This is a genomic window from Microbacterium sp. NPDC055357 (assembly GCF_053644835.1).
In genome coordinates this window covers 499,676-511,488 of record NZ_JBSHLZ010000001.1, presented here as the reverse complement: position 1 = coordinate 511,488, position 11,813 = coordinate 499,676, and the positions used below count along the sequence as shown (strand labels likewise).

The 11,813-nt window shown below is 72.3% G+C and carries 10 protein-coding genes; 5 read left to right on the top strand and 5 right to left on the bottom strand.

The genetic code is table 11. The annotated features are described in order from the left end of the window. Window positions 1–193: 193 nt before the first annotated feature. Complete coding sequence (locus tag ACWICD_RS02060; protein WP_454139134.1) at window positions 194–1,540, top strand: hypothetical protein; 1,347 nt, start codon at window positions 194–196, stop codon at window positions 1,538–1,540. Between the two features lie 155 nt (window positions 1,541–1,695). On the opposite strand, the gene hpf is transcribed toward ACWICD_RS02060, so the two are convergent. The 5 genes from hpf to mtrA all read right to left on the bottom strand — a co-directional run bounded on the left by hpf (window position 1,696) and on the right by mtrA (window position 7,265). After that, window positions 1,696–2,355, bottom strand: coding sequence for a ribosome hibernation-promoting factor, HPF/YfiA family (gene hpf / locus ACWICD_RS02055; protein WP_376126813.1), 660 nt, complete (start codon window positions 2,353–2,355; stop codon window positions 1,696–1,698). An 89-nt stretch (window positions 2,356–2,444) separates the two neighbouring features. Beyond that, on the bottom strand, window positions 2,445–3,110 hold the full coding sequence (locus ACWICD_RS02050; protein ID WP_376126810.1) for a ComF family protein: 666 nt from the start codon (window positions 3,108–3,110) through the stop codon (window positions 2,445–2,447). 81 nt (window positions 3,111–3,191) lie between these two features. Then, on the bottom strand, window positions 3,192–4,868 hold the full coding sequence (locus ACWICD_RS02045) for an LpqB family beta-propeller domain-containing protein (RefSeq protein ID WP_454139133.1): 1,677 nt from the start codon (window positions 4,866–4,868) through the stop codon (window positions 3,192–3,194). Next, a complete protein-coding gene (mtrB, locus tag ACWICD_RS02040; RefSeq protein WP_454139132.1) occupies window positions 4,865–6,577 on the bottom strand; it encodes an MtrAB system histidine kinase MtrB in 1,713 nt (570 codons plus the stop codon). Before mtrB ends, ACWICD_RS02045 begins: the two co-directional genes overlap by 4 nt. A gap of 7 nt (window positions 6,578–6,584) precedes the next feature. Beyond that, window positions 6,585–7,265: an MtrAB system response regulator MtrA gene (mtrA, locus tag ACWICD_RS02035; RefSeq protein ID WP_376126802.1), complete on the bottom strand. Its 681-nt coding sequence runs from the start codon at window positions 7,263–7,265 to the stop codon at window positions 6,585–6,587. 156 nt (window positions 7,266–7,421) lie between these two features. On the opposite strand from mtrA, the gene ACWICD_RS02030 reads away from it, so the two are divergent. The 4 genes from ACWICD_RS02030 to ACWICD_RS02015 are packed head-to-tail and all read left to right on the top strand — an operon-like array spanning window position 7,422 to window position 11,747. Then, window positions 7,422–8,927 (top strand): glycerophosphoryl diester phosphodiesterase membrane domain-containing protein, encoded by a 1,506-nt coding sequence (locus ACWICD_RS02030; protein WP_454139131.1) that lies wholly within the window; start codon window positions 7,422–7,424, stop codon window positions 8,925–8,927. Then, a complete protein-coding gene (locus ACWICD_RS02025; RefSeq protein ID WP_454139130.1) occupies window positions 8,924–9,598 on the top strand; it encodes a DUF4129 domain-containing protein in 675 nt (224 codons plus the stop codon). Before ACWICD_RS02030 ends, ACWICD_RS02025 begins: the two co-directional genes overlap by 4 nt. Next, window positions 9,595–10,764, top strand: a complete 1,170-nt coding sequence (locus ACWICD_RS02020) for a DUF4350 domain-containing protein (protein ID WP_454139129.1) — start codon at window positions 9,595–9,597, stop codon at window positions 10,762–10,764. Before ACWICD_RS02025 ends, ACWICD_RS02020 begins: the two co-directional genes overlap by 4 nt. Further along, a complete protein-coding gene (locus ACWICD_RS02015) occupies window positions 10,761–11,747 on the top strand; it encodes an AAA family ATPase (RefSeq protein WP_376126791.1) in 987 nt (328 codons plus the stop codon). The genes ACWICD_RS02020 and ACWICD_RS02015 overlap by 4 nt, the downstream gene beginning before the upstream one ends. The last annotated feature ends 66 nt before the right edge of the window (window positions 11,748–11,813 follow it).

Below are 11,813 nucleotides of genomic sequence, written 5' to 3'. Positions count from 1 at the left end.
CTCGCGCCCTTCCGACCCCCACGACGTGGGATCTCAGCCGTTCCCTGAGCGTTTGGGTTCCCCCCTTCTGTCTCGGCGCGCCGTTGCAGTCTCGCGGTCTTCGGGGCTCGCGGTCGGGGGTTCGCGGTGGGCGGACGCACCGGGCCGCCCCCCGCGCAGCCGACGTTCGGCCACCGCCCGTAGGATCGGAGGCATGGCTGGATTCTGGGGCAAACGCAAGCGCGAGCAGGAAGAACTGCAGACCCACGACGCAGATCTCGCCCGTAAGGCGCGCACCGCCCTCGTCGCCGCCGACGAGCGGATCCGCGTCACGAGCGACGAGCTCGCGTTCGCCGAAGCCGAGCTCGGACCCGACTCGACGAAGGAGCTGCGCGAGGCGCTCACCGCCGTGAAAGAGCACCTCGGCGAGGCCTTCCACCTGCACCAGCTCAATCACGACGAGATCCCGGACACCCCCGAAGAGCTGCGCACGCGCAACGCGCGCATCGTCCAGCTGTGCGGGTGGGCCGAAGACCTGCTCGATGACCGCACCGAATCCCTCGCCGAGCGCATCGCCCGCGCACGTCGCGCTCCCGAGATCATCGCGAAGGTGCGATCGGATGCCGCACACCTGCGCGCGCGCATCCCCGCAGCCCGCGACACGGTCTCCCGCCTTGCCGCGCGCTACGCTCCCGAGGCGCTCGCCCAGGTCGAGTCCAACCCCGCCGAAGCCGACCAGCTGCTCGGATTCGCCGAGCACAGCGCCGGCGTCGCGGAGCGTCGACGCGAAGCGGGACAGCGTGAGCAGGCGAACCTCGCCCTCGAGGCCTCGACCGAGTCGGTGCGCCGCGCGGCGACGCTGCTCGATGCCGTCGAGACGTTCGAGGTCGAGGCACTGCGCGCCGAGTCGACGCTCGCCGCGATCGTCGAGGACTCCCGCGAAGACATAGTCGTCGCGCTCAAGGAGCCCCGCTCCCCCGGCGTCTCCGCCGCGATCAACGACCTGCAGGCCGCGCTCGCGGCGCTCCCCGCCGCGGGGGTCAACACCGACCCGTTCACGCAGCTCACGCGCCTGCGCACCGCGAACGAGGGGCTGGATGCCGCCATCGCGACGGCGCGCGAGCGCGCTGCCCGCCCCATCCCACCGCTCGAGCACGTGCGGCACAGCATCGACGACTCCGACCGACAGCTCGCCGTCGCCCGCGACGTCATCGCCGGTCACCGCGGCTGGATCGGCGCGGACGCGCGCACGCGCCTCGCCGAGGCCGAGCGCGTGCGGGTCGATCTCGACCGCTACCTGGGCACCTCGGCATCCGTCGTCACGCAGATCGACGAAGACGACCGCGAGCAGGCGATGGCGATGGCGCGCCGGGTGGCGTTCCTCGCCGGCGAAGCCCTGCAGCTCGCCCAGCGCGACATCGACGCGGCCCGCCCGCAGCAGGACCAGTGGGGCGGGAACTGGGGCGGTGGTCGCCGCGGCGGCGACGGTGGGAACGGCGTCATGGGCGGCATCCTCGGCGGCCTCGTGATCGGCAGCCTGCTCGACGGCATGTTCGACTGACCATCCCAGGCGCTTCGGGGCGCGTTCCTGGCGCGACACCCCGAGCACGACGGCGCGTCGCGATCGAAATCCGCCCCGAACCCGCCGGGCAGCGACCCGCGACACAGCGGATGCCGCGAGCCTGAGCCCGCGGCATCCGTGCGATCAGGTCGGTGCTACGACGCGACGGCCTCGGGCGAGGCCTGCGTCGCAAGCGAGATGACGCCGTAGTCCCAGCCCTTGCGGCGGTAGACGACGCTCGGGTGGTCGGTGCGCACGTCGATGAACAGGAAGAAGTCGTGCCCGACGAGCTCCATGCGGTCGACGGCGTCTTCGACGGTCATCCACTCGGGGGCGAACTCCTTCGTGCGGATGACGACGGGCGTGTAGTCCTCGTCGTCCTCCGCCCCCGCGAGGACCGGCACTTCGCCGGTCGCGACCGCGCGCAGCGCTTCGACCGACGCCGGCTGGATGTCCACGCCCTGCAGCGATCCGCTCTCTTTGTCGAGCTTCGCACCGCGGGGGTGCTTGCGCGCGTCGATGCGCTTGTCCTTCGCGCGCCGCAGCTGCTCGGTGAGCTTGTCGACCGCCATGTCCAGCGCCGCGAACTTGTCGCCGTCGACGGCCTCGGCGCGGACGATGGGTCCTTTGCCGGTCACCGTGAGCTCGACCGTCTCGTCTTCGACACGGCCGTTGTGATAAGCGCGGTGCGTGACCTTGACGTCGAGTCGCTGCGCTTTCGGAGCGAGGTTCTCGATGCGGACGGCCTTCTCGTCGACCACGCCGCGGAAGCGATCCGAAATGCTCACTCCCACGCCGGCGATGTTGGTTTCCATCCTTGACCTCCTTGTTCCGGTCCGCCCGGTCAAGGGCGGACCATCAGTCGCCTTGTCCTCCCCACGCTATCGGCGCGGACCATGCCGTGTCACGCACGGCTTTCCCCTGTCAGCGAACGCCGCGGCGTGGCGGCGATCGTGACGGCCCCGAGAACGTCGGCCCCGGCCTCGCGCAGCGCCCGCGCAGCCTCGGCGAGCGTCGCACCGGTCGTCACGACATCGTCGAGCACGACGACGCGACGGGATGCCGCACCCCGCGCGATCACACTCCCCGCGACGTTGCGACGCCGCTCGACCTCGTCGAGACCACGCTGGTCCGCCGGCTGCCGCACGAGCCGCAGGCGCCGCTCGACGCGCAGCCCCGCGCGCCGGGCGACGAGCTCGGCGACGTGATAGCCGCGGCGGCGGAACGACGCCCGCGAGGTCGGCACCGGCACGACGACGGCGGCCGCTCCGAAACCCCCGTCGATCGCCGCCCGCAGTGCGGGCGCCAGGGGCCGGGCGAGACCCGTGCGCCCCTCCTCCTTGAGCGCGCGCAGCACGCGCGCCGCGACACCGTCGAACGGCAGGCCGCTGCAGACATCGAGACCGGCGACGGTCCGGTGCTCGACGGCGGGCGCCAGCAGCCCGACGCACTGCTCGCACAGCGCGACATCGGGCACGCCGCATCCCGCGCAGTCGACGGGCAGCACGAAGGTGAGGGCATCGGCGAGCGCGCGCCGGACGGGCGATGACGGGTCCACGGCGCCGAGCATCGCAGCATCCGTTCGCACCGTCTGCCGAGCGGCGGAGCCCGGTGCACAGTCCGGCCCCGCCCGCGACTGGGGAGGGACCGTCTATTCGGGCGTGCCCTGCTGTGTCGCGAGCACGAGCACGCCCGCGCCGCTCTCCTGCCAGTTCGGACCCCGTCGCGTATAGAGGAAGCCGTCGGCTCCGCGCAGTCGCGTCGAGGCGAGCGTGCTGCCGGTCGCGATCGAGACGGCTTCGGAGGGAGCCGTGACCGATGTGCCGGGCCCGCCGACGGGCTGTGTGAGCACGCTCGCCGTCTCACCGCCACCCGCGAGCGCTCCGAGTGTCGTCTCGTCGAGCCACGCCAGCGCGCGCCCGTCGTCGGCGGCGATTCCGAGCACGATGGGCGCGCCGAGACCCGTCGGCACGCCGGCGTCGCCGCGCAGCACGCCCGAGACCCACACGGCGGTGCGTCCGCCGGCGGTCACGAGCCCCGCGATGCGTGCGCCGTCGCGCGACATCGCCATCGCCGAGATCTCGGTCGTCTCGGGCCAGGCTTCGGTCACGTCGACGACGGTGCCGTCGGGCAGCTGGGCGCGCACGGCGTGCGGGGTGTCGCGCGGGACGCTCCAGATGATCCCGAACGGGTCGACCGACGGCTCGACGAGCCGGGGCCGGTCGTCGACGAGACTCGCCTCGCCCCCCGCGGGGACGCGCCAGACCGAGCCGTCGGTGCGCTGCACGGCGGCGAGGTCGCGGTCGCCGGTGACCTGCACGGCGGTCGCGTCGACGTCGGCGATGGTGCCGGACAGGCCTGGGATCGGCAGCAACTCGTCGCCCGACAGGAATCCGAAACCCGCCTCGGTCTTGACCAGGGCGGGCCCCGACACCGCCGTACGGCGCACCGGCACCGGCTCGGCGCTGAGCACCGTCGTGCCGACGACCATCTCGACCTGCGTGATGTTGGCTGTTCGGAGGCTCTCCTTGAGCTGCGTCTGCATGCGGTCGCGCGTCTCCTGATCGAGCGCGAGCGCGTCTTCGGTGAGGCCGACCGTCGCCACACCGCCGGCCGCGACCGTGACCGACGGCACGGCCGACACCCCCTCGGGGAAGGCTGATCTGACGGATGCCGCGAGCCACTCGCTCTTCGGACGGTTCACCAGCGCCGCCACGATCCTCGAGGCGACGCGCGAGCGGGGGAACCAGCGCACGTCGGGCACGAGGTAGTTCCACGTCGTGTCGAAGTAGGCGAGCGAGTAGTCGTTGAAGATCGAGGTGAACAGCGATCGGTCGAGCACGATGCCGTCGGGCGCTTCGGCGATGCGCCACTCGCCGTCGTCCTGCTGTGCGAGTTCGAACGTCAGTGTCGTCGGGCCCTCTTCGACGCGCTCGTACGATCCCTTCTCGTCGACGCGCGCGACCTGCGACACGAGCACCGAGACGGTGTCGTCGTCGAGCAGGCGCGTCTCGCGTGAGCCGAGCACGTCGATCGTGACGCCGGCGTTCGGATCCCACTCGCCGCGGAACTGCGGCGCGAGGAACTCCTGCGCGCGCGCCCAGTCGTCGGCGACCCCTGAGCCGGCGCGCAGGAAGCCGTCGACGATCTGCTCGGGCGTCGCCCCGGCCTGCGGCCGATCGGGGATGAGCGAGATGTCGGGCGGATCCACATCGCCTCCGCCCGCGAGACCCTCGTTGACGCCGCCGCCCGTGGGCAGACCGGTGCACGCCGACAGCGCGAGGGCGAGCACGGCCACCATCGCGACTGCCCACCGCCGGCGCGTCATCGTCTGCCCCCTGCCCCGGCGGCATCCGTTCCCGTCGTGTCGCGCAGCACCTCGATCGGCTGCGTGAGACCGAGGTCTTCCAGCGCCGCACCGACATCGTCGACGGGCTCGACGGGAAGGGGCGACGGTGCGGTGAGGCGTCCCTTGCGCCGGGGCAGCGTGAGCACGAAGTTCGTGCCGTTGCCGAGCTCCGACCAGACGGCGAGCTCTCCGCCGTGCAGTCGCGCGTCGCCGAGGGCGATCGACAGCCCGAGCCCCGTGCCGCCGATCGTGCGCTTTCGCGACGGGTCGGCGCGCCAGAATCGGTCGAACACGTGCTCGACCGATTCGGGGCTCATCCCCAGGCCGTAGTCGCGCACGCCGAGAGCGACCGCGCCCCCGTCGCTGTCGACCGTGATGACGATGGGCCGCCCCTCGCCGTGCTCGATCGCGTTGCCCAGCAGGTTCCGCACGATACGGCGGATGCGGCGCGGATCCATGTCGACGAGCGTGTAGCCGCCGGGTGCCACGAGGCGCACATCGCTGCCGTGCTGCTCGGCCAGCTGCTCCATCGAGCCGATGACATCCTCGGCCAAGTGCGCGAGGCTCGTCGGCTCGAGCTCGAGCTGCACCGACCCGGCGTCGTAGCGGCTGATCTCGAGCAGGTCGGTCAGCAGCAGCTCGAAGCGCTGCACCTGCGCGTTGAGCAGCTCCGCCGCACGCGCCGTGGCGGGATCGAACTCGTCACGATGGTCGTTGATCATGTCGGCGGCCAGCCGGATCGTCGTGAGCGGCGTGCGCAGCTCGTGCGACACATCCGAGACGAACCGCTGCTGCACCAACGACAGGTCGGCGAGCTCCTTGATCTGCGACTCGATGCTGTCGGCCATCGCGTTGAACGAACGCCCGAGCGTCGCGAGCTCGTCTTCTCCGCGCACGGGCAGGCGCACATCGAGGCGTCCGGCGGCGAGCTTGGCGCTCGTCTCGGCCGCCTCGCCGATGGGTGTCGTGACCGAGCGCAGCACGAACCACGCGATGCCGCTGATGAGCAGCACGAGGGCGATGCCGACGCCCCACAGCGTGGCCTGCACGAAACCGAGCGTCTGCGCCGAGGCGCCGAGATCGTAGGCGAGATAGACGGCGTAGGGTCCGATGTCGGCGACGGGGATCGAGACCTGCTGCGCGACGACGATGCCGGGAACGACGGATCCGCCGCTCTGCGGCAGCGCGACCGACTGCCACCACTGCTGGCCGGAGTCCGCCTCGACGCGCTGGGCGAGCTCGGGAGTGATCGCCTGCTCGAACGAGGTTCCGACGGCGAGGTCCTGGGGCGCGATCTGCGAGGGCGCCGTGTCGATGCGGACGATGCGGATGCCGTCGCTCGCGGCCTGCGCCATGAGGTCCGTGCCGGTCGTGGAGAGCAGGTTCTGCAGCTGCGCCGCATCGCCGAGCACGGCGGAGTCGAGCGTCTCCTGTGCGGCCGTCGTCGCCCGGAGCGCGTCGGTGAGGATCTGATCCCGGCGCGAGTCGAACAGGTCGCGCTGAACCGAGATCGCCATCCACACGCAGGCCACGATGACGGCCAGCGCCGTCAGGGCGAGCGTCACGAGCACCGTCCGGAAGCGCAGCGACCGCCGCCACAGGCGCGCCACGTTGTCGGGCCACGCCCGCCAGTTGCGCCAATCCAGCACGGGGACGCGGACGATCCCGCCCGTGTCCACCGAGCTCATGTCCGCCTCAGGCGAGCGCGCCGGCGCGGTAGCCGACGCCGCGCACGGTCGTCACGATCTTCGGGTTGTCGGGATCCTTCTCGACCTTGGCGCGCAGACGCTGCACGTGCACGTTCACGAGGCGCGTGTCGGCCTTGTAGTGGTAACCCCAGACCTGCTCGAGCAGCATCTCGCGCGAGAACACCTGCTGCGGCTTCGCGGCGAGCGCGACGAGCAGCTCGAACTCGAGGGGCGTGAGGGCGATGAGGTCGTCGCCGCGCCGCACTTCGTGGGCCGCGACGTCGACCGTGAGATCGCCGATGCGCAGCACCTCGCTCTCGGTCTGGGCGACGGGGCGCAGACGCGTGCGGATGCGCGCGACCAGCTCCTTCGGGTTGAACGGCTTGACGATGTAGTCGTCGGCGCCGGACTCGAGCCCCTTGACGACGTCAGCGGTATCGGTGCGGGCCGTGAGCATGATGATCGGGATGCCGGACTCGGCCCGCACACGCGTGCAGATCTCGATCCCGTCCATCCCGGGAAGCATGAGGTCGAGCAGGATGAGGTCGGGACGCTCGTCGCGCCACGTGTCGACGGCCTTCGCGCCGTCCGCGCAGAAGACGGTCTCGAAGCCCTCCGTGCGCAGCACGATCCCGATCATCTCGGCCAAGGCGGTGTCGTCGTCGACCACCAGGATGCGTGAAGTCATGACCCACTCGTCCTTTGCGTCCGCGGGGCGCCGATCCGGGAGCACCCATGCATTCCCACAGAGTAGTCGACACCGGCCGTACAGACGCCGAGCGCGTCGGCGGGGTGTGACACGATGGATCGACCCCGGCCCGCCGAGCCCTCAGGAGGATCAGCCGTGACCGCCTATCCGGCTTGGACGCCCGCATCCCGCCCGGGCATCGTGCCGCTGCATCCGCTCGGCTTCGGCACCATCCTGGGGCGATCCTTCGTCGCCCTGCGCCAGAACCCGCGCGTGCTGCTGGGCTTCGCGCTCGTCGTGCAGACCGTCGCCTTCATCGTGATCCTCGTCGCGATCGGGCTCATCTCGTTCGCGTCCTTCTCGCGCCTGGACACGGTGCGACCCGGCAGCGAGGAGTTCGAGGCGATCCTCGCCGGCTCGATCGCCCTGACCGTCGTCGCGAGCTTCGTGCTCGGACTCGCCGCGACCGCCCTGACCGTCATCGTGCAGGCGGTCGTCGTCGTCGAGGTCAGTCACGCCGTCGTCGCCGAGAAGCGCACGCTCGGTGCGCTCTGGCGTCAGGTGAAGCCCGTCGTGTGGCGCGTCATCGGGTGGTCGCTCATCATCGGAACCGCCGCGCTGCTCGCCATCACCGTCCTCGCCGGTGTCGTCATCGCGGTCGGGTTCGTCGCGTGGCCCGTCGCGATCGTGCTGGGCATCCTCCTCGTCCTGGGTGCGATCCCGCTGTACTGGTGGCTCATGATCAAGCTGCTGCTCGTGCCGGCGGTCATCCTGATGGAGCGCGCCACGATCCGCAGTGCCGTGCGCCGCTCGTGGTCTCTCACGCGCGGGCGTTTCTGGCCCGCGCTGGGCGTCATCGTGCTCATCAGCGCCATCTTCGGTGTCGTCGGCCAGGTCGTGAGCCTGCCCTTCTCGTTCCTGTCGGCGGGGCTCGGCGTCATCATCTCTCCGACGGGTGAGAACGAGGCGACCTACGTCATCAGCATGATCGTCACGTTCCTGCTGACGTACGCCGTCGCGCTGCTCATCCAGTCGATCGCGCTCGTCGTGCAGTCCACGGCGACGGCCCTCATCTACGTCGACTGCCGCATGCGGCACGAGGGTCTCGACCTCGACCTGCTCGAATACGTCGAGAAGCGGGATGCCGGTGCCACCGGTCTTCCCGACCCCTACGCCGCCCACATCGGCCGCGACATGCCGTCGCCGTACCTCACTCCCACGTACCCGGCCTACGCCGGCCAGCCGGGGTACGCGCCGCAGCCGGGGTACGCGCCGCCGCCGGGGTACGCGCCGCCGCCGGGGTACGCACCGCCGCCGGGGTACGCGCCCCAGCAGGGCTCCGCTTCGCAGCAGGGGTACGCTCCGCAACAGGGCTACCCGGTGCCACAGGGCCAGTCCGGCCCGCAGGGATACCCGGCACCCCCGTATCCGGCCGCGAATCAGCCGCCCTACGCGGCGCCGATGCCGCCCGACGCGTCGCCCGCACAGCCCGCGCAGGCATCGCCCGCGCAGCCCTCGTCGCCCGCGCAGCCCGCGGATGCCGCGGACGCGTCCCCCGCAGGTCCGGCGGCCTCCGCCCGGCCCCCCGCTCCTCCCGCAGCGCCGACGCAGTGGACGGCCCCCGGCGCCGCTCCGCCCGAGGCGGGCCGAGAGGCCCCGTGACGGTCGCCGCCACGCTGACCCGACTCGCCGACCTGCCCCTCATTCCCGACGGGGACGAGGCCCGCGAGTGGGCCGAGCGCGAGCTGGCCGATCCCGCCTACCGTGAGGCGGAGCCGACCTTCTTCGACCGCGCCGCACGCGCCGTCGCGCAGTTCATCGAACGGCTCTTCTCGACGCAGGTGAGCGGCGAGTGGGGCCTCGTGCTCGCGCTCATCGTGACGGGGATCGTCGTCCTCCTCATCGTCGTCGCCTTCCTCGTGTGGGGCATGCCGCGCTCGACCCGTCGTCTGCCTGCCGCCCGCGGCGTGCTCTTCGGCGAGACCGACGATCGTTCGGCGGCCGAACTGCGTGCGGCCGCGGCATCCCACGCATCGAAACAGGAATGGGATGCCGCGATCGTGCTGCGCTTCCGCGCTCTCGCGCGCGGCCTGCACGAGCGCGGTGTCGTCGAGACGCCGCCCGGAACGACGGTGCACGGGTTCGCGCGCGCCGCGTCCGCGGTGTTCCCCGCCTCGGCTGCGCCCCTCGAGGCGGCAGCGACGGCGTTCGACGATGTGCGGTACCTCCGCCGTCCCGGCACGCGCGACCTGTATGCCCGCGTCGCCGACGTCGACGACGCGCTCCGCGCCGCCCGCCCCCCGATCCCCGAGACCGCGGCGGCGAACGCGTGACGGCGGTCGAGGTGCGCGAGGGGACGCGACGTCGCCGCGTGGGGGCATGGGTCGTCATCGCCCTGATCATCCTCGTCGTCGGCGGCATCGGCGGCGCCATCGTCCAGCTCGGCGAGTGGACGCAGCGCGACGCGCTGGACCCCGACTCCGCGGGCATCCTCGGCACGCGTGCCGTCACCCAGCTGCTGCGCGCGCAGGGCGTCGACGTGATCGTCGCGCGTGATCGCGCCGAGGCCGCGGCGGCCCTGTCCGCTGCTGAGGCGACCCTCGTGCTCCCCGCCGCCCCCGCCCTGTCCGACGACGCCGTCGAGGAGCTCGGCGACGCCGCCACCGACCTCGTGCTGATCGAGCCGCGCTCGCGCGAGCTGCGCCTCTTCCTCGCCGGCTCCGCGACGGCGGGCTTCGCGTCGGGCGACGCCGTGGCCCCCGCGTGCGACCTCGCCGACGCCGAACGCGCCGGGCCGGTCGCGCCCGGCCGCGTCTTCTCCCCCGGCTCCGGCACGACCGCCTGCTACCCGGCGGGCGAAGGCATGGGGCTGCTCGTCGGCACCGACGGCGATCGCCGCATCTCGGCCGTCGACGGCGAGACGCTGTTCACCAACGAGTACCTCGCCGACGCCGGCAACGCCGCGCTCGCTCTGAACCTCATGGGGCGGCATCCGCTCGTCGTCTGGTACGTGCCGAGCCTCGGCGACACGGATCTCGCCGCAACCGATCCGACGCTCGGCGAGCTCACTCCCCCGTGGGTCAGCCCCGCCATCGTCGTGCTCCTGGCCGCCGGGATCGCCGCCGCGATCTGGCGCGGACGCCGGTTCGGACCCCTCGTCGCGGAGCGGCTCCCGGTGACGGTGCGCGCGTCCGAGACGACCGAAGGACGCGGGCGGCTCTACGCCCGAGCCCGCGACGCCGGCCATGCGGCCGACCAGCTGCGCATCGGCGCGCTCGGACGGATCAGCCGGGCGCTCGCCCTCGGGCCCGCGGCATCCGCGCCCGAGATCGCCGACGCCGCCGCGTCCCGCACCGGCATGCCGCGCGGCGACGTGCGGGCGCTCCTCATCGACGACGTGCCCCGCACCGACGGCGACCTGCTGACGCTGCGCGGGCGCCTCCGCGACCTCGAAGACGCCGTGCACGCGGCCGTCCGCCCGGAAAGGAACCTGCCATGACCGATCTGAACCCCGAGCCCGCATCGCACGACGATGCGGCGCTGCGCGAGACGATGAACCGCGTGCGCCTCGAAGTCGGCAAGGCCGTCGTCGGGCAGGACGGCACCGTGACGGGCCTGCTGATCGCGCTGCTCGCGGGCGGCCATGTGCTGCTCGAGGGCGTGCCCGGCGTCGCGAAGACGCTGCTCGTGCGAGCCTTCTCGACGGCGCTCGGACTCGACACGAAGCGCATCCAGTTCACCCCCGACCTCATGCCCGGCGACGTGTCGGGCTCGCTCGTGTACGACGCGAAGGCGGGCGAGTTCGAGTTCCGCGAGGGGCCGGTCTTCACGAACGTGCTGCTCGCCGACGAGATCAACCGCACACCGCCCAAGACGCAGTCCGCTCTGCTCGAGGCGATGGAGGAGCGTCAGGTGTCGACCGACGGCGTGAGCCGGCGCCTGCCCGACCCGTTCCTCGTCGCCGCGACGCAGAACCCCGTCGAGCACGAGGGCACCTACACGCTGCCCGAGGCGCAGCTCGACCGGTTCCTGCTCAAGCTCCTGGTCGACGTGCCCGGACGCGACGCCGAACTCGACGTCCTGCGCCGCCACGCCGAAGGCTTCAATCCGCGCGACCTCGCGGCCGCGGGGGTTCGCCCTGCCGCGACGGCCGATCAGCTGCGGGCGGCGCGCGAGGCCGCGGCATCCGTCACCGTGTCCGACGACGTGCTCGGCTACGTCGTCGACCTGGCGCGGGCGACGCGCGAGAGTCCCTCCGTGCAGCTCGGGGTGAGCCCGCGCGCCTCGACGGCGCTGCTGGCCGCCGCGAAGGCGTGGGCGTGGCTCGGCGGCTATCCCGCCATCACGCCCGATCACGTGCAGACGATGCTCGTGCCGACGTGGCGTCACCGCATCCGCCTGCGCCCCGACGCCGAGCTCGAAGGCGTCTCGGTCGATGCCGTGCTCGGCTCGGTGCTGCAGCAGACGCGGGTGCCGATCTGACGCGGGTCGGATCGAGTAGCGCGCGAAGCGCGCGTATCGAGATCTTGTCAGCCTCAGGAGACCCCC

What these genes read in the sequence shown, in the direction of transcription:
- ACWICD_RS02045 (WP_454139133.1), bottom strand. Translation starts at nt 4,868, where the DNA reads ATGACGCGCCGGCGGTGGGCAGTCGCGATGGTGGCCGTGCTCGCCCTC.
- ACWICD_RS02050 (WP_376126810.1), bottom strand. Translation starts at nt 3,110, where the DNA reads ATGCTCGGCGCCGTGGACCCGTCATCGCCCGTCCGGCGCGCGCTCGCC.
- mtrA (WP_376126802.1), bottom strand. Translation starts at nt 7,265, where the DNA reads ATGACTTCACGCATCCTGGTGGTCGACGACGACACCGCCTTGGCCGAG.
- ACWICD_RS02015 (WP_376126791.1), top strand. Translation starts at nt 10,761, where the DNA reads ATGACCGATCTGAACCCCGAGCCCGCATCGCACGACGATGCGGCGCTG.
- mtrB (WP_454139132.1), bottom strand. Translation starts at nt 6,577, where the DNA reads ATGAGCTCGGTGGACACGGGCGGGATCGTCCGCGTCCCCGTGCTGGAT.
- hpf (WP_376126813.1), bottom strand. Translation starts at nt 2,355, where the DNA reads ATGGAAACCAACATCGCCGGCGTGGGAGTGAGCATTTCGGATCGCTTC.
- ACWICD_RS02060 (WP_454139134.1), top strand. Translation starts at nt 194, where the DNA reads ATGGCTGGATTCTGGGGCAAACGCAAGCGCGAGCAGGAAGAACTGCAG.